Annotated in this window: 17 protein-coding genes and 1 tRNA gene; 8 read left to right on the top strand and 10 right to left on the bottom strand. The window is 48.2% G+C overall.

The genetic code is table 11. The annotated features are described in order from the left end of the window. The first annotated feature begins 408 nt into the window (after window positions 1–408). Window positions 409–771, top strand: a complete 363-nt coding sequence (gene symE, locus OGW44_RS10030) for an endoribonuclease SymE (protein WP_185654767.1) — start codon at window positions 409–411, stop codon at window positions 769–771. A gap of 62 nt (window positions 772–833) precedes the next feature. On the opposite strand, the gene OGW44_RS10035 is transcribed toward symE, so the two are convergent. Genes OGW44_RS10035 through OGW44_RS10045 form a run of 3 tightly spaced genes read right to left on the bottom strand, consistent with a single transcriptional unit; the run spans window position 834 to window position 2,107 of the window. After that, window positions 834–1,319: an Hcp family type VI secretion system effector gene (locus OGW44_RS10035; RefSeq protein ID WP_016151545.1), complete on the bottom strand. Its 486-nt coding sequence runs from the start codon at window positions 1,317–1,319 to the stop codon at window positions 834–836. A gap of 18 nt (window positions 1,320–1,337) precedes the next feature. After that, complete coding sequence (locus OGW44_RS10040; protein ID WP_016155588.1) at window positions 1,338–1,664, bottom strand: DUF1493 family protein; 327 nt, start codon at window positions 1,662–1,664, stop codon at window positions 1,338–1,340. After that, a complete protein-coding gene (locus OGW44_RS10045) occupies window positions 1,658–2,107 on the bottom strand; it encodes an STM2901 family protein (RefSeq protein WP_047414564.1) in 450 nt (149 codons plus the stop codon). Before OGW44_RS10045 ends, OGW44_RS10040 begins: the two co-directional genes overlap by 7 nt. 258 nt (window positions 2,108–2,365) lie before the next feature. On the opposite strand from OGW44_RS10045, the gene OGW44_RS10050 reads away from it, so the two are divergent. Next, a complete protein-coding gene (locus tag OGW44_RS10050; protein ID WP_080762977.1) occupies window positions 2,366–3,238 on the top strand; it encodes a phosphorothioated DNA-binding restriction endonuclease in 873 nt (290 codons plus the stop codon). Between the two features lie 546 nt (window positions 3,239–3,784). Here OGW44_RS10050 and OGW44_RS10055 read toward each other — a convergent pair. The 5 genes from OGW44_RS10055 to OGW44_RS10075 are packed head-to-tail and all read right to left on the bottom strand — an operon-like array spanning window position 3,785 to window position 7,487. Further along, the gene (locus OGW44_RS10055) at window positions 3,785–6,118 is read right to left on the bottom strand and encodes a primase-helicase zinc-binding domain-containing protein (protein ID WP_185654768.1); all 2,334 of its coding nucleotides are present in this window, start codon (window positions 6,116–6,118) and stop codon (window positions 3,785–3,787) included. Between the two features lie 13 nt (window positions 6,119–6,131). Then, a complete protein-coding gene (locus tag OGW44_RS10060; protein ID WP_185654769.1) occupies window positions 6,132–6,452 on the bottom strand; it encodes a DUF5375 domain-containing protein in 321 nt (106 codons plus the stop codon). Then, the gene (locus OGW44_RS10065; RefSeq protein ID WP_001216597.1) at window positions 6,449–6,676 is read right to left on the bottom strand and encodes a hypothetical protein; all 228 of its coding nucleotides are present in this window, start codon (window positions 6,674–6,676) and stop codon (window positions 6,449–6,451) included. Before OGW44_RS10065 ends, OGW44_RS10060 begins: the two co-directional genes overlap by 4 nt. Then, window positions 6,673–7,224, bottom strand: a complete 552-nt coding sequence (locus tag OGW44_RS10070; RefSeq protein ID WP_185654770.1) for a host cell division inhibitor Icd-like protein — start codon at window positions 7,222–7,224, stop codon at window positions 6,673–6,675. The genes OGW44_RS10065 and OGW44_RS10070 overlap by 4 nt, the downstream gene beginning before the upstream one ends. After that, window positions 7,221–7,487 (bottom strand): helix-turn-helix transcriptional regulator, encoded by a 267-nt coding sequence (locus OGW44_RS10075; protein ID WP_171284075.1) that lies wholly within the window; start codon window positions 7,485–7,487, stop codon window positions 7,221–7,223. Before OGW44_RS10075 ends, OGW44_RS10070 begins: the two co-directional genes overlap by 4 nt. Before the next feature lie 553 nt (window positions 7,488–8,040). Between OGW44_RS10075 and sid the strand changes: the two genes are divergently transcribed. From sid to OGW44_RS10095, 4 genes are all read left to right on the top strand, one after another. Beyond that, window positions 8,041–8,844: a capsid size-determining scaffold Sid gene (gene sid / locus OGW44_RS10080; RefSeq protein WP_185654771.1), complete on the top strand. Its 804-nt coding sequence runs from the start codon at window positions 8,041–8,043 to the stop codon at window positions 8,842–8,844. Continuing rightward, window positions 8,841–9,083 carry an ogr/Delta-like zinc finger family protein gene (locus tag OGW44_RS10085; protein WP_185654772.1) on the top strand — a complete coding sequence of 81 codons (243 nt, stop codon included), beginning with the start codon at window positions 8,841–8,843 and terminating at the stop codon, window positions 9,081–9,083. Before sid ends, OGW44_RS10085 begins: the two co-directional genes overlap by 4 nt. Window positions 9,084–9,099: 16 nt before the next feature. Continuing rightward, on the top strand, window positions 9,100–9,675 hold the full coding sequence (locus OGW44_RS10090) for a phage polarity suppression protein (protein WP_185654773.1): 576 nt from the start codon (window positions 9,100–9,102) through the stop codon (window positions 9,673–9,675). Between the two features lie 313 nt (window positions 9,676–9,988). Continuing rightward, a complete protein-coding gene (locus OGW44_RS10095; RefSeq protein WP_185654774.1) occupies window positions 9,989–12,742 on the top strand; it encodes a TrlF family AAA-like ATPase in 2,754 nt (917 codons plus the stop codon). A 53-nt stretch (window positions 12,743–12,795) separates the two neighbouring features. Here OGW44_RS10095 and OGW44_RS10100 read toward each other — a convergent pair whose 3' ends face one another. Both OGW44_RS10100 and OGW44_RS10105 read right to left on the bottom strand, forming a co-directional pair. Further along, a complete protein-coding gene (locus OGW44_RS10100; RefSeq protein WP_185654775.1) occupies window positions 12,796–14,046 on the bottom strand; it encodes a tyrosine-type recombinase/integrase in 1,251 nt (416 codons plus the stop codon). A 163-nt stretch (window positions 14,047–14,209) separates the two neighbouring features. Further along, a tRNA-Leu gene (locus OGW44_RS10105) sits at window positions 14,210–14,294 on the bottom strand. Between the two features lie 289 nt (window positions 14,295–14,583). On the opposite strand from OGW44_RS10105, the gene OGW44_RS10110 reads away from it, so the two are divergent. Then, window positions 14,584–15,597, top strand: a complete 1,014-nt coding sequence (locus OGW44_RS10110; RefSeq protein WP_185654776.1) for an HNH endonuclease — start codon at window positions 14,584–14,586, stop codon at window positions 15,595–15,597. Continuing rightward, the gene (locus tag OGW44_RS10115; protein WP_185654777.1) at window positions 15,597–16,178 is read left to right on the top strand and encodes a class I SAM-dependent methyltransferase; all 582 of its coding nucleotides are present in this window, start codon (window positions 15,597–15,599) and stop codon (window positions 16,176–16,178) included. The genes OGW44_RS10110 and OGW44_RS10115 overlap by 1 nt, the downstream gene beginning before the upstream one ends. The last annotated feature ends 73 nt before the right edge of the window (window positions 16,179–16,251 follow it).

Genomic DNA, 16,251 nt, shown 5'->3' on the forward strand with positions numbered 1-16,251 from the left:
ATTTTGTGAGAGTCGGATCACTTCACGGGTTTATATTTGTGATTCACATCACTAAAAGTGTAAAGCAAAGTGTACAAAACGGCGTTGTTTCAGAGTTTACTATTTGCTTCAGTGAGTTAGATCGCATTTTTGGTCTGATACAGATGGGCGTTATTTTCTGGAAATGGCAGGTATCAGGAGGATGGGACAGGAATGAATTTATACGATGAATAATACTATGTTTATTGGGATAGAGAGGATTTCTATTTATTCCGAAAGCGTGCTAATCGCGCTTATTTCATCTTATTTACATCTGGACTTCCCGCCAATTACTGGGGTAATTTACAGGGGTTTTATTAGCGCGATGCGAAGGTGCGCCAACACCTCCGCATCGCTAATCGCAGTAACTATTATCGAGGAATAGCGACCATGACTGATACGCATTGTATTGCAGTTTCATTTGATCCAGAAGTGTACGTCGCAGATAACCGTTGCCTGAAGGTAGGTTATGCGAGCGGTTATCCTGATTACAGCCGTTTGCCGGTGAAGTATGTCCAGTTTCCGTCCATTGTGATGAAGGGCCAGTGGCTTAAAGCCGCCGGATTCGACACCGGCACCCGCGTCAATGTGCGCGTCATGCAAGGCTGCATTGTGTTAACCGCCCGCGCGCCCGAACCCGAAGAGTCAGAACTGATGAAATCCCTGCGCGCCGTGGAAAAGCTCTCCGCGCGTAAGCAAAAGCAGGTGCTGGAGTTTATCGGGGTGATTGCGGGGAAAGGGTCGAAGGGGTGAGAGTGTGATGGTAATTGAGGCGCCGAAGGGCGCCTTTTTTGGGGTATTACGCCACTTTTGCTTTATGCCGTAGTGCGTTCGTTCCAGGCGTCGGTATATTGAATATTGCCATCTACAATACACCAGGTGATTTTTTCATAGCGCAGTTGTACGCTTTCCAAATGTCCGGTTCCCGTTACCGTACGTGTGTCATGCACGATTGGTGTCACTGATACAACTTTTACACCTTCAAGCAGGGTATTAAAGTATTCCACTTCCTGGCCTGCGTCGTTTATGTGATAGAACTTAAGTTCCGCACTTTGAAGTGTCTGACCTGTCGCAACTGCTTTGTAAAGGTATGGGCTGGAGGAATCGATCTCTTTGTCAAAAAGAAATGGGCCATGTTGGCGTGTGCCGGTTAGCTTTCCAGTGGCACCATCGGTTGGAATGCTAAGGTTATGTGTTAAACCACGTAACTCAATACTGCCTTCACGTCCCTGGACATCCGAGCCTCCACGAATCATCGCGCCACCATCGTCTTTTAAAAATAAATGAACGGGTACAGCCATTTTCAACCCTCCTTGTAATCAATCATATAACCAGCGGCCTGCTCTGGCTGACTCTGCAAACATACGCACAGTAAGCGGTTTTGACACTTGCTTGATGGGTTCTTTGGTAAACCATTTTCGATAGACCGATTCTCTTTCCCACGGGTAATAGGCCTCGAAATCAATCACAGAAACATCAACGTTATATTTCTCTCCAAAATCATCAATGGCATACGGTAATTCATCCCATTCAGCGTAACCTTGCAGCGGCGTATCAAGTTCAATCGGGATAGGTTTGAAAGTAAACGTTACCGCGAGAGATAACTCCCCCCGAAAAAATTCTAATACCTCATTATCCGTCACCATACGCGATCTTCCTCTCTGGCAATGGTGTTGTAGGTATTCACCGTTTTATAGACAATTTGGGCGACATCACTTGCGAGTAATGCCCAACCAATCACAGGAATTGTTCGTCCAACGAATGCCCCCAGATTGTTAGTCATCATGGGTTTTAAATATTTGATACTGGCATTGGTGATGGTAGGAAGCCTGACGGGCAATCTTACGTTAAGAAACTCACGAGAATATTTGGAGGCAATTGATGTACCTTGTGTTGCCCCATATGGCTTACCCCGTGTTTTCAACAATGGTAGCCCAAGAATGATACATGACATTTCTACCACATCTTTAATTCCCCCAAATTGTTCATCAATCTTGTCGAGGAAAATCCAGAAAAATAGCTCACCTGCAGAAATGTTGCAGACCCCTTTATAAAAGTATGTTCCGTTGAGCTCCTCTACTGTGTCCATCAGAGATCCTTCGATATGCAATAATTTGCATGCTTATCGTACTCCTGCGTACCCTGGTGGGGGAACGGTAACTGCCGTGGCGTATGTGTTTTTCAGAAAACATAAAAGTGATGTCGTTGATGTCAGACAACATGCCACGCATAGTGCTTTATCAAATTGATACCAATAAGTGACGTCGATAGCGCATCAACCCGTCTTTGCTTGATCAGGTGATATTTTGCGAGCATCATCGCAATTATTTACCTGATAATGAAATCAATGACTTCCAGTAAAACCCTGCAACAGGCAATTGCCGACATCACCATCTGGCGTAAAGGCGAGCAGCGTGCGCCGCACAAACCTTTGCTGCTGCTTCATGTGCTGGCGGGTTATCAGCAGGGTCACAGTCGCCTGTTTGACTACGGTTCGGAAGTTCGCGACCCATTGCATAGCCTGCTGGAACGATTTGGACCACAGCGCGCGCAGTACCGCCCGGATATGCCCTTCTGGCGCTTACAGGGCGATGGGTTCTGGGAGCTACAAAACGCCGAGCATTGCTCAACATCCGGCAGCAGCAAACAGCCCCCTGCCGGAGAACTGGTGACGCATAACGTTTCCGGAGGCTTTGATGAACAACATTTTGCCCTGCTGAAAAAGAACAAGAACCTCATCAACGCCCTGGCCCAGCAAATCCTCGAAGCGCACTTCACCGAAAGCATTCAGGAAGAAATCGCGGATGAACTGGGGTTTGATATCCTGCAAATCCGCAAACAGCGGGACCCGTTGTTCCGCCAGCAGGTTCTGCGTGCTTATAACTATGAATGCGCCATTTGTGGCTTCAATATGCGCCACGACAGCACTTCAGTTGCGCTTGAAGCGGCCCATATCAAATGGAAACAGCATGGTGGCCCGTGCGAGATTTCAAACGGACTGGCGCTGTGTGCAATCCACCATAAAGCCTTTGATAAAGGTTCGATTGGGCTGGATGAGAGTATGCGAGTTCAGGTGTCACCCGCAGTGAATGGCAGCGGCATGGTGGGCAGACTGTTCTGGGATTTCGACGGTAAATCGATAGCGCTGCCTATGATGCGCGAGAATTATCCAAAAGAAGGTTTTGTAGAGTGGCACAGGAAGGAGGTGTTTAGAGGGTGAGTGCGAAGGCCGGACTCAAAACACAATGTAATAAACTGAAAATAAAGAAAATAAACAAAAAAACATGTTCATGTGCCCCCTTTTGTGCCCCCATGGTTTTTTAAGCCCCTTAAGTTCACAACTGATTGGTATTCAAAAGGAAATTGATATTTTCCCCATCGGTTAGGTTCCGATATACGGATCCTAACCGGGGTAATATTGAACATCAGTAAAATTCTTTTTTTCCATATAACTGTTCACACTGTTCACCTTTTCATTTTTCTTTTTAATATCATGGCGATAAGTGGTGAATGGTTGGTGAAGAGTGAACAGTCGACTCTTCACCTTTGTGATTTGTGCTCGTTCTGGATCTGCCCGGTCGGGCGATGCGCTGGGGTGATAAATAGTTTTTTCAAGTTTTACTGTTCACACTGTTCACCTCTGATCTTTTATCAATAACTTCATGGTGATACAGGGTGAATATACGGTGAAGGGTGAACAGTGGATTGTTCACCCTGTGGCAATGGCCAGAAAGGAAAAGACCGGCTGTTGCCGGTCTGAGTAAGGTTATATTGCTGCGGGTTCGTCGCACTTCGGCAGCCAGTCGCCGTAGCTTTCCTCTTTCAGCGACAGGTTGGTCTGTACCCCCTGCTTGGTGTGTCGCTTCTCATAATTCAGGCCGTACTCTTTCAGCATCATGGGCAGCCCCAGCCCGAACATTTTCAGGCTGAGCACGTTCCTGTACCCGTTAGCCTCCATATAGGCCAGATACGCGTGATAGAGATATTTACGATAATTACGCGGGATGATGCTGGCATTCCCCATAAACATCCCACTGGTTTGCGGGAGCATTTCCAGATAGCCGCAAAAATCAAATGTCGGGTCTGCATCGCGCTTAATGCTGAGCGCCTCGTCGGAATTCTGCTGCGACTGGAGCAGTGCGCGGGCGGTCATCGGGTCGCTGAATTTCTGCATAAGCTGGCGCACAATGACGGCCAGTTCGCGCGCAATTTTATCCCTGAGCTGCGGGTCGCGTTCCTCCGGCGCAATCTGCTCCGGGAAGTGGATAATCACCCGGCGACGTGACACACCGCCGCTGCGGTCGGTGAAGCGCATCGGGTTATTATTCACGGCCAGAATCACCGCCGGAATATGTGTTGAGTACGGGTTCTGGTATTTCGGGTCAACCGAGACCGCATCGCCGCCGGTGATGGCCTTAAGCCCTGCGCCGTCGCCGCTCCATTTTTCCTGGTCTGGCAGACGGATAAGCGAGAAGCCAATCAGGGAGGCACGCTTGCGCGGGTCTTCCAGTGTGTCGATATCGGCTGACGTGGCATTATCTTCCCCGGCAAGCAGGGTTGCGATTTCGGCCAGAATACTTTTGCCGCTCCCGCCGGGACCGGTGACCTCGAGAAAGAGCTGCCAGTCGTAACGGTTCGCCAGCACCATAAACAGCGCAGCCAGTATCACGTCGCGTTTTTGTGGACTTTTACCGGCCGCACGGTCGAGCCAGCGCCAGAAGTTCGGCGCGTGAGTCTCCAGCGTTTCCCCTTCCACCGGCGGAGTGAAATCCACGTCGCACAGCGTGCGCAGCCAGTGTGATTTACTGTGCGGGCTGAACAGGCCGCTTTGGGTATCGAGAACCCCGTTGCGAAAGCCAATCAGACGACGTGCCGGTGTATCCTGCTGGGGAATAATCAGTTTCAGGGTCTCCACCACCGAGGCAATTTTCCCGGACGAGAACGGCGCGCGCAGACGCTGGAATAAGTCAGCCACATTTCGTGAAAAAGTGGCGGCAGGGATATTTTTCCAGATGCCGTTTTCATAGCGGGACAGGAGCTGACCGTTCGCATCCACCGCCAGCGCTTCGCCGTAGTGCTCATGCACCCGCAAAGCCTTGTCGCTGGCGCTCATGGCGGTAAATTCCGCCTCGCTCATAGTATCAAACGGACTTTGCTCCGGTGGCCGGATGGCGTCATAAATGGCTTTCCGCGTGGCTTCTTCACCTTTTTGCATAAACGCATCATTCCAGTCACCGAACACCGGCGGCAGGGCAACAATGCCCTCACAGGCATCTGCGGCCGCAGCAGCTTTACTCTGGCCGTCGCCGTTAAGGTCACGGTCGGCAGCGAGCACAATCTGACAGGCCGGGGACTTCTGACAGGCAAGGCTCGCCAGAGAAAGGAGGTTCACGGAGGACAGCGCCACCATGACGGTTTCCCCGGTCAGGTGATGCACGGTGAGCGCGGTCGCATAACCCTCCGCAATCCACAGGCGTTTTCCGGCCTGTTTTTTCCCTTCGATGACATGACATGCCCTTTTGACCTGACCGCCTTTCAGGGTGCGTTTGATACCGTCTGCATTGATAAGCTGAAGGTTAACCAGTGCGCCGGTATCGTCATACAGCGGGACAACCACATCCCCGGCGCGGAACGTCACGCCGCCGGTTTTATGCATGGCGGTGAGCGTCAGACATTCCAGAGCGGGGAAACCCTTGCGGGTGAGGTAGGCGTTGCCGGTTTCCGGTCGGGTTTTCTCCATGAGCCTGACGGCCAGCGCGGCCGCTGCTTTGCGGTCGGCCACAGTTTCGGCCTCTGCGGCCGCAATCACTTCCGGGGCAACCGGCGACAGATTGCCGGTCACGGCGTTCACCTTCCCGGCGGCCTCTGAGGGAGTCACGCCAAACACTTTTTCTACCAGCTTAAGCCCGTCACCTGCGCCGCACTGATTGCAGAACCACGTCCCGCGCCCCTCTTTATCGTCAAAGCGGAAACGGTCAGAGCCGCCACACACCGGGCAGGACTGATGGCGGTTTTTAATCACCTTCACACCCAGCGCAGGGAGAATGCGCGACCAGTGGCCGCACACCTGTTTTACCGTTTCTGTTACGTTCATTTTCATGGTTATTTTTCCCTCAGTGCAGTACCGGCGACGTGATATGACGGGCGCAAAGCTCATCCATCACGGCCAGCCCGAGAAAGGACAGCGACGGCGCGGCTTTCAGTGGTCCGGCTTCCATTAAATCTTCCAGTAGTGCACAGGCAATCTGGCGGCCTTTTTCCTCGCCGTGCTGGCGCATGTAGAAGCCCTCCAGCTCGGCGGCAATGGCGCTTTCCAGCGCGTCGAGGGTGAGGTGCGGGTAGCGGTGCTGGCGTTCGCACAGGGTCAGCCATGCGCAGGCCACGGCACGACGATACAGCGCGGCGCGTAATACGGGTGGTAATGGCTTTTTCATACGTTACCCTCCCCGGTCAGCCACTGCTGATTGCAGCGTTCGACCACGCCGTCGAGCTGGGCGGTCATGAGGTAAATCACGGAGGTGAGCTGTAAGTGCTGCGCCGGGTCACGACGAACGGTGGCGCAGTCCTGCACCTGCATCAGGTCGCCGACGAGCTGGCCAACATTGCGCATGTGCTCGAGGCATTCGAGGTCACGGGCGGTAATGGTGGTGTGTCTCATGCGCGCACCTCCGCAACCGGCAGACGCCCAGCAAACGAGAGGACGTAATCGCGAACGAGGGAAAGGCGTGCGGCGTGCTCATCACCGGCAACGGTGCGAAGCATACAGATACGGGGTTTACGGTCTGCGCGACGAACGGCGGCAAACACAAAGACAAACTGCGAGTGTGACGGGGTGAGGGTCGTAGCCATAGTGGCAACCTCCAATGTTTGCATGTGACTGCTACCACTGGAAACGCCAATTTCACTGGTGGTAGCCCAGACGGGGTTGGCGTAACCGGCAACATTGGAAACCGGCGCTTCGTGAGAAGCCCCCGCCTGAGCCACCATTACACGAAGGATCCATAGACAGATAAATCTCTGGATCAAAAATGGATGCGCTGAGGCATAGACACAAAAAAAGACGCAAGGCGCGTCCGGTGTCGCCAATGTTGTAAACGGGACGCCAATCCCGGCTGCCGATTTTGCGACAGCGGGAAAACTATACCTGGAAACGGCGAAAAGAAGCAAGCCAGAAAAAGGGGCTGTTTGCTGAGTGGTTGTCATCATGCGTCATAGCCCCGGTTGCGCTCGGCAATGCGATCCGCCATCCATGCAGTGATTTCAGACTGCGCCCACGCCACATTTTTTCCGCCGAGGGAGATTTGTTTCGGGAAGGCTTCCCGGCTGATGAGGTCGTAAATGGTCGAGCGGGACAGGCCGCACAGATGCATCACTTCGGGCAGACGGATAAAGCGTTCGTGAACGGTATCAGAAACCGGCATCAGCGGCGCGGCAGGAGCAGAAGACGTGGAAGAAAAAGCGGTGTGCATCGGGCTACCTCACAAAGTCCATACAGTGCCGGTCGTGTCCGTCCGGCTTCGGGTAGCTCTCTATTTTGTGAATATTTTTACGCAGGGCAACAAGTCATTTTGCAGTGAAATCCCACACAACAAACCGTTAACAGGTGAATGGCAAACAGAGGCAAACGGTGGCATACACTGGCAATCCTGTGGCAATCCATTGGCAATCCTTCTATTGTTTTTGTTTATATGAATTTATTTTTTAATTACCAAAAAGTCTAAGTGAGTAACTGGCTGAAAAAACAGGAGGGTGAACAGTGGTGAACAGACGGTGAACAGTCAGATCCTCAACTGTTCACCACTTATCTTACTGTATTAATTATCTTTTTTTTAAAGGTGAACAGTAGTGAATAGTTAATCGTAAAAAAACAAACAGAGAGAGGGGTTTTCCTGTGACCTTTCTCTGGCCAGCCGGGTTTTGAAGTCCTGTTTGTGCCATGTCTGCTACAACGGCAATGAATCGAGCTGTTGTCTGAGGGGCGGCAGAATGGCGTCAGGTTGAAAACACAGAGAGAACCCGACGATGAAACCAGATTTGTTTACCGCAGTAATGAAAACCATCGGCAGCACGCAGGATGAGAAAATCCGCACGGCCATAGACTGCGCACTGGATACCCTTAACGAGAAAGCAAACCAGAACGCAGAGGTCACGATAAATAATGCGCTTGAGACATTCAGCAAGGCCAAATCCGCGCACACGGAAAATATGCTGAAACTGAATGATATTGATGCCGCCATTACCCGCAGCGGGAAAGAGCGTCAGAACGCCCTGAATGAAAGTGCGGAAGCCGAACAGAACTGGCGTACCCGTTTTCGTGAACTGCGCGGCATGATGACCCCGGAACTGAAAACCGAACACAGTCAGCGAGTGGCTGGTCGGGAGCTGGCGGAGGAATTCACCGCCCTGATTGATGAGCTCAACGATGATAAAGCCAGTACCATGCTGGCCGCCTGTACATCAGGAAAAGAATACGTCAGCGCCCATTCAGAGGCGCTTTCTGCCCATGCCCGGAATGAGTGGTCGGCGGTCATGAAAGAGATTCCCCCGGCGCTGGTACGCGCTTTTGCGTTACGTCTGCGTGAGCTCGAAATTAAGGGAGAAGAACACCCTCACAACGTTCTCATTCAGGAGCTGGGTGAGAATGTACTGGCGCAAAGCAGGTTCTACACATTCAACATGGCGCAGGAGCCGGTAATTTCAATAATTGGGCTTCACCGTCCGGCTCTTACCGGCGTGGACATGAAACTCTATAAAAGCCCTGCTCTCAGAATGGCGCGGGCTAAAGAGCTGGCGCAGAAGAAAAAATCACAGGGGGTTAAGCCATGATGCGCTGCCCGTACTGCAAACAGGCTGCCCATGTTCGTACCAGCCGCTACCTGTCGGAAAACGTCAAACAGAGCTACCTCCAGTGCGTGAATGTCTTTTGCTCCACGACCTTTCGCACCATCGAGTCTATCGACGAGGTGATACGACCACCGGCAGAAGAAAAACCCGAACCACCACAGACAGTACCAGAAACACCGCCCCGAATTCTGGACTGCGCCCGCTCATCGCAGCGCCACTGATTCAGGAGAAAAGACAATGGCACGAGCACTACTGGAACAGGCCTTTGAAACCTGTCAGAAGAATAAATCGGACTGGATGAGCAGCAAGTCAGCACTGGCACGAGCTGAAATGGCGCTGAAAGAGCTGGAGCTGACCTGTACCCGTTATGAACCGGAGGCAGCACAGGCGCTGCGTGATGATATTGACCTGAAAATATGGGCAGTAAATCAGTCGGCCGGGCAGTACATCCGGTCGCATGAAGCTGTTCAGCGTATCAGTATCCGGCGTCAGCTCCACGCCTTTATGCAGGTAAGCGGCGACGCGCTGGCCGCTGCGCTGGCACCGGAATTAATGCATTTCAGCGAACAACCTGACATCGTCAGAGAACGGGCTCTCGACCGGGCGGCCGCCAGTGTTCGCGAAGCGCTGTCCGTTCATGTAACCCGCGGAGGAAATATTGATTACGCAGGGGAAGATCGCGACATTCTGACAACCATCGGTTTCCGGCCTGACAGAGCATCGAGAGACGACAACTGGGCAAAATATACGCCTGAACAGAGTCAGATTTTCATGCGCCGACAGGCCGCGCAGACTCGCAAAAAATCCGCATAAAACGCCCCGAAAATACCCGTCTTTTTAATAAAAATAGCCATGCATGCCTACGCTGCATGGCTTTGCATGCAAAAAACTGAATTTTCCACACCCTGCCGCATCAGTACTGGCGCGGCCTGAGCCCCTTCATGCACCTGCATTAAAAACGCCCCACGAAGCGGGCAGGCGTGGCGGGGAGAGCATTGCGCGCAAGATACAACTTCATATATAAATATCTGGTAGGGGCACAGCGACAAAAAAGGAGTAAAGTAAACCACTATATAAATGCTATCTAAAACATAGAATTTTAAAAAACATTTAAAAGGAGTTTCTCATGCAGCAAATAGGTTCAAAATGGTGGAAATTTGATTTCCATACGCATACACCCGCCTCAATGGACTATGGCAAAGGTAATCATGAAATCAAAAACAATATGACGCCGAGAAATTGGCTATTAGACTATATAAATAAAGGAATAGAATGCATAGCAGTAACCGACCATAACTCAGGAGCATGGATTGACCAATTAAAAGACGAAGCCATAAAATTAAGAGATGAAGGACATTCAATTTATATCTTTCCTTCAGTAGAAATAACATCTCATGGCAACATACATATTTTAGGGGTTTTTGACCCAAATAAAACCACAAGTTTTATCTCACAGATAATAGGCGCAGCAAAATACAATGGTTCTGAAGGAGATAGTGATGCAGTTACACAATGCAGTCCTCAAGAGGTCATTGATCTGATTATTGAGCGTGGCGGAGTTGCGATACCTGCTCATATTGACAAAGCTAGCGGTCTATGTAGAGTACACGCCACAGGATCTACGCTACGACAGATATTAACTAATGCTTCAGCTGTTGAGGTAATTAGAACCCACAAAGAGTATGAAGCTAACCAGCCTGGCACAAGCCCGTTAAAAGGATATATATCCTTGCAAACTGGCTTACCTGAAGTAATTGGTTCTGACTCTCATCATCCTGATACAGTTGGAAGGGCATTTACTTGGGTAAAAATGGGCACTCCTTCTATAGACGGATTAAAACTAGCATTATTTGATGGAGCCGACTCATTAAAAAGGTCTGATAACTTCCCAGATTCGCCAAATATCTACGCCGAGAATAGAATTACAAAAATAAAGATTAACAAAACTAAATATTGTGGACGCAATAATGAATTTTCGATCGACTTTCATCCTTGGCTAAACTGCATAATTGGTGGCAGGGGAAGCGGTAAATCAACTATTTTAGAATTCATTAGAACTGCATTAGGCAGGGAGCGAGAACTTGAACAACTCCCCTCTAATCAAGAGATGTACGCAGCTTATCAGAAACTCGCGAAAAAAGCTAAGAATCGAGAAGATGATGGAGTATTCCTAGACGATAGCAATATACAGATTGAATATTTAAAAGGAGATAACAAATATCTCTTACACTGGTCATTCTCAGATCAAAACGTATCAATTAATCGCTTCGATGATGAAAATCTTATACCGGAAGAAGGTGAAGTGTCCTCGCGATTCCCTGTTAAAATATTTAGTCAAAAACAAATATATGAGATATCAAGATCTCCTAATTATCTTTTAAATCTCATAGATGAGTCAAATATAGTCAACTTCAATGAGTGGCAATATTCATGGGAAAATGAAGTTAATATACTTTCTCAATTAAGAAGGGAAACAAAAGAACTTAGAAGCAATATAGCCACAAAAACAGTGCTAACAGGACAATTGAATGATGTAAATCAAAAAATTGCATCAATTGAAAAATCTAGTCATGCCGCTATATTAGCCAATTATCAAAAATCAATTAGCCAAGATGGTATTGTGAAACTTATATCATCAAGGAATACTGACTTTTTCAAGCAATTAATAAAAAACATTTCGAATAATAAACCTGATGGTTTTAATAAAGACCCTTTGCTTTTCAGCAGCCCCCTTGAGATTGAAGTACAAGATAAATTATTAGAAATCCAAATAAAAGTTGAAGATGCTATAAAGGCTGCAACTGATAACGCAGCCTCTTTGATTGAAGAAATTGAAAGCTTTAGTAATTGGTACCAACTAAGCGATCTCAAAAAAGCAATGGTTTTTAATCAAACCCAATATACAAATTTAGTATCTTCGCTTAAAGCAAATGGCGTTAACAACCCAAATGAGTATGCGTCTTTAATTAATTCTAGAAATCAACTAACTGAGAGATTAGCAAAAATAGCTATCGATGAAAAAAATATTGATATAAAAAAAGCAGAAACATCTTCAAGCTATAAGCGTTTAATCGAGTTACGGAAAGAACTTACTTCAAGAAGAAGGAAGTTCTTAGTAGAAATTAATGATGACAATGCTAATTTTAAGGTTAATGTGGATTTTTGCGCCGATAATCAATTCTTAGAAAGTAGTTTTAGAAGTGCTATAGATAAAAAAGATTCGACTTTTAGTAATGAAATTTACAATGAAGATGAAAACGGCTTTCTAAACATATTAACAAGACAAATCAGAGAATCATCTGAGAATATGGACGATATAATAAAGAAAATTGAACAGTTAAAAAATTGCTTCTTTGATAAGAGCAGCAACTCTATCTTTGACGTAAGATTAAGCAAGAGATTCATTGACTTCAAAAATGACTTAATTGATGAGGTTATAACCTCCTTAATTTGTTGGTTCCCTAATGATGCCATAACCGTAAAATATAACGATGGGAGAAGATTCAAGGATCTATCACAAGGTTCGGCAGGTCAGAAAGCAGCAACAGTATTAGCATTTTTACTGTCTTATGGTGATGACCCTATCATTTTAGATCAGCCAGAGGATGATTTAGACAATCAATTAGTATATGAGTTAATAGTAAGAAAGATAAAAGAAAGCAAAAACAAAAGACAAATAATCATCATAACGCACAATCCAAACATTGTTGTTAATGGCGATTCTGAGTTAGTTGTATCTCTCAGCCAACAAACTGGTACAACTGATTTTCTGTCATTAGGTGGTTTACAAGATCGAAATGTAAGACAAACCATTTGTGATATTATGGAAGGTGGTAGAGATGCATTTAGCCAGCGTTACAGAAGAATTGTAACTGCTTGACCCCCACCCCCTTCTAATTATTAGAGGGGGGTGAATGTTTTTTTAAAACTTAATTATTTAGCAAATTCATAAGGCGTCATGTAAATAATTTTTATTTTATCTAAATAATCACTCCACCACTGAACCATCAAACGACGCTCATCCAAATGCTCAGATGTATGAATATACGCAGCACGTACATTATTTCTTTCAGAATGGCTCAACTGACGTTCTATAGCGTCATCGCTCCATAACCCTGACTCTCCCAATGCACCACGCGCCATTGTTCTAAATCCGTGCCCACAAACTTCCGATTTAGTATCGTAACCCATCGCTCTCAATGCACTGTTTACCGTGTTTTCACTCATAACCTTGGTTACGTCGTGATCTCCCGGGAACAGCAGTCCTTTATCACCACTAATCTGCTTAAGCTGCTCTAATAAAGCCATCGCCTGCCGACTAAGCGGAACGATATGCTCCTCTTTCATCTTCATGCCACGGTACGAGTAACGCACGCCTTTAATCTCTTCTCGTTTTGCAGGTACACGCCAGAGATATTTATCAAAGTCGAACTCATCCCAACGCGCGAAACGTAACTCACTGGAACGCACAAAAGTTAGTAAGGAAAGCTCAACCGCGATCCGCGTCATTACACGGCCACGATATGCAGCAAGACGAGCAAGAAACTCAGGGAACCGGCTGGAGGGCAAAGCGGGGTAATGTCGCGCTTTGGTTGTCGATAGCGCACCGGCCATATCACTGGCTGGATTTGAGTCGATGTAATCGTTCTGTACTGCATAACGCATAATAGCCGTGACTCGCTGCTGGAGGCGCTGTGCAACGTCATGCTTACCACTGGCATCAACTTTTTTAATCGGGGCTAACAGGTGGCTAGTTTTGAGCTGACGGATGTCAGACGAACCAATATGAGGAAAGATATAAAGCTCAAGATAACGTAGAACGCGTGATCGGTGATCTTCACTCCAGCGCTTATTACTAGCATGCCATTCACGAGCGATAGTTTCGAAAGAATATGCCCCCGAATTCTCGGCCTGAGCTTCTTTCTGTTCGGCTTTTGGATCAATGCCCTGCGCTAACAGCTTTTTAGCTTCATCGCGCTTTGCTCTTGCCTGAGCAAGCGTCACAGTAGGCCAAACACCAAAAGCGAGGCGATCCTCTTTTTTGTCTGAGGGGCGTCTGTATTTCATGCGCCAGTATTTAGAACCCTTGGCCGAAACCTCGAGATACAAACCGCCGCCATCGGCCATTTTATAGGTTTTGTCTTTTGGCTTTGCGGTCTCGACCTGTCTGGCGTTGAGCTTCATTTGGGGGCACATTTCTAATCGAAGTTAAGATGCCCCCAATTATGCCCCCAATGACATCCGGATTTCAACGGACAACCTCGGACGACTCAGGACGTAAAAATCGCTGTAAGCATTGATTTTAAAGGGATAATTGGACTTTCTCGGATGGTCTTGGAAGTACTAATGGTGCCGAAGGCCGGACTCGAACCGGCACGTATTTCTACGGTTGATTTTGAATCAACTGCGTCTACCGATTTCGCCACTCCGGCACGGAAGGGATGCGGAAAACGTTGTGGATTATACCTGTCATGCGCCACCATGCAAGCGCCAGCACGCGATAGTCTCGCTAAGTGTTGAAAAAAACAGCGTCATTGCGCTTCGATAGCCCACGCTCCCTTCTTGCTTCAGCTATTCTCATCTCTGACCTGAATTTTTCCGGAATTTGCCTCGCAAAAAAATGCAACGTGACCCGCTCGGTTTACATTTGCTGCCGTTTACTATGAGATGTCGTTACTGAATTCCGTAATAGCGGTTACTCACCGCGCTCAGGACACCGTTATGCGTTTCTATCAGGTTGAACCCACGCTGGAGAACTACTGGCGCGGGATTATCCTTTTCGGCAAAAATGTGGCTTCCTACAAGTTTGCGCTTGCCCACGCGTTGTACGATCTCAAACCTGACGGCAGCGATCTGATCGCGCTTGAGGATCTGGCCGTCCCGTTCAGCGCCCATTTGTGCCGCCACCTCAAACACGCACCAAAGCAGATTACCTCACGCAGCAGCCAGTTTATTACCGCCTGTACGCAATTTAATAACGGCGAAATCACCCGGGATGGACTCACCGCTATCACCCTCCGACAGGGATTTAACAACGTCATTGACGCTTTTCATAATGTGAATCAGGCTGAGATTGAGAAACGCTTTTTTATCGATGAGCGCAAAACGCACAAAGGCATCCGGATGACGGATAACTTTTACAATCTGGGTGAACGCCTGCAATACCGAAACTTCAGTTTTGAAACAGATGCACGCTGGAACCTGATCGAGCAGGGCTGGGCAATGAGTATCTCCAGCCACCTGATTAACATTGAATATGACAACGATGACCAAATGTTGTTTAGCAGGAACAGTGATCGACGGGTGGCGATCACCAGCTGTCGGGACAGCCTGAATGGTTATCAGAAGGGGCGCTGCTTCTACTGTTTTTCCCCCATCAGCCTGCAAGCTGGCGATGACACTTTCGCTGATGTTGATCATTTTATTCCGTGGAAAGCACGGGGACAGGTGGCGAATATCAATGGCGTCTGGAATCTGGTCCTCGCCTGCAAGGAGTGTAACCGGGGCGAGAAAGGCAAATTTGCCCAACTTCCTTCGACCAGGCTACTTCAACGGCTGCAGGACAGAAATGAATACTTCATTAACAGCCATCTTCCGTTGCGTGAAACCTTAATTCGCCAGACAGGAGCAACCCAGGCGCTAAGACATACATTTTTGAACGACAACTGGAACAAGGCGATGAAAATACTCTTTCACCAGTGGGAACCCATTGCACAAGGAACGGATACATTCTGATGACTCTCGAATATTACCAGCGCAATGCGCAAGATTTTTTCAGCTCTACGGTTAATGTCGACATGGAGTCGCTATATCAACCTTTCCTGCGATACATTCCAGAAGGCGGGCGCATTCTGGATGCGGGTTGCGGCTCGGGGCGTGACAGTAAAGCATTTCTTGAGAAAGGATATTTGGTCGAAGCCTTCGACGCCTCATCGGAAATGGTTAGCCTTGCCAGCCAGCATGCAGGGCTACACGTGAAGCAGATGACGTTTAACGATATAGAAGATGTCGTGCATTATGACGGTATCTGGTGCTGCGCGTCGTTGCTACATGTCAGTGCGGAAGAGCTACCCGGTGTGATGCGCAAGCTTGCACGAGCTCTTAAAAAGGCCGGAACCTGGTATATATCGTTCAAATACGGCGAGACTGAACGAGTAAAAGACGGTCGCCATTTTACCGACCTCACCGAACAGAGGCTGGAAAAGCTAATCTCGCCGCTAACCGACATAGTATTAGTTAATAGCTGGAAAACCATTGATAAGCGTCCTGATCGCGATGAGAAGTGGCTCAACGCGCTATTGCAGAAAAGGCCTTAATCCCCCCTTCTGCGAAGCGTCCCGTTTCCCCATGCTCTACACTTCCAGTTCAACACCACACTGAGGGAAACAC

Origin of the sequence: Citrobacter sp. Cb023 (assembly GCF_030336805.1) — a bacterium.
In the GTDB taxonomy this organism is placed as follows: domain Bacteria; phylum Pseudomonadota; class Gammaproteobacteria; order Enterobacterales; family Enterobacteriaceae; genus Citrobacter; species Citrobacter braakii.

What these genes read in the sequence shown, in the direction of transcription:
- OGW44_RS10085 (WP_185654772.1), top strand. Translation starts at nt 8,841, where the DNA reads ATGATGCGCTGCCCGTACTGCAAACAGGCTGCCCATGTTCGTACCAGC.
- OGW44_RS10115 (WP_185654777.1), top strand. Translation starts at nt 15,597, where the DNA reads ATGACTCTCGAATATTACCAGCGCAATGCGCAAGATTTTTTCAGCTCT.
- OGW44_RS10090 (WP_185654773.1), top strand. Translation starts at nt 9,100, where the DNA reads ATGGCACGAGCACTACTGGAACAGGCCTTTGAAACCTGTCAGAAGAAT.
- OGW44_RS10110 (WP_185654776.1), top strand. Translation starts at nt 14,584, where the DNA reads ATGCGTTTCTATCAGGTTGAACCCACGCTGGAGAACTACTGGCGCGGG.
- OGW44_RS10060 (WP_185654769.1), bottom strand. Translation starts at nt 6,452, where the DNA reads ATGAAAAAGCCATTACCACCCGTATTACGCGCCGCGCTGTATCGTCGT.
- OGW44_RS10070 (WP_185654770.1), bottom strand. Translation starts at nt 7,224, where the DNA reads ATGATGACAACCACTCAGCAAACAGCCCCTTTTTCTGGCTTGCTTCTT.
- symE (WP_185654767.1), top strand. Translation starts at nt 409, where the DNA reads ATGACTGATACGCATTGTATTGCAGTTTCATTTGATCCAGAAGTGTAC.
- OGW44_RS10045 (WP_047414564.1), bottom strand. Translation starts at nt 2,107, where the DNA reads ATGGACACAGTAGAGGAGCTCAACGGAACATACTTTTATAAAGGGGTC.
- OGW44_RS10095 (WP_185654774.1), top strand. Translation starts at nt 9,989, where the DNA reads ATGCAGCAAATAGGTTCAAAATGGTGGAAATTTGATTTCCATACGCAT.
- OGW44_RS10055 (WP_185654768.1), bottom strand. Translation starts at nt 6,118, where the DNA reads ATGAAAATGAACGTAACAGAAACGGTAAAACAGGTGTGCGGCCACTGG.
- OGW44_RS10065 (WP_001216597.1), bottom strand. Translation starts at nt 6,676, where the DNA reads ATGAGACACACCACCATTACCGCCCGTGACCTCGAATGCCTCGAGCAC.
- OGW44_RS10075 (WP_171284075.1), bottom strand. Translation starts at nt 7,487, where the DNA reads ATGCACACCGCTTTTTCTTCCACGTCTTCTGCTCCTGCCGCGCCGCTG.
- OGW44_RS10050 (WP_080762977.1), top strand. Translation starts at nt 2,366, where the DNA reads ATGACTTCCAGTAAAACCCTGCAACAGGCAATTGCCGACATCACCATC.
- OGW44_RS10100 (WP_185654775.1), bottom strand. Translation starts at nt 14,046, where the DNA reads ATGAAGCTCAACGCCAGACAGGTCGAGACCGCAAAGCCAAAAGACAAA.
- OGW44_RS10040 (WP_016155588.1), bottom strand. Translation starts at nt 1,664, where the DNA reads ATGGTGACGGATAATGAGGTATTAGAATTTTTTCGGGGGGAGTTATCT.
- sid (WP_185654771.1), top strand. Translation starts at nt 8,041, where the DNA reads ATGAAACCAGATTTGTTTACCGCAGTAATGAAAACCATCGGCAGCACG.
- OGW44_RS10035 (WP_016151545.1), bottom strand. Translation starts at nt 1,319, where the DNA reads ATGGCTGTACCCGTTCATTTATTTTTAAAAGACGATGGTGGCGCGATG.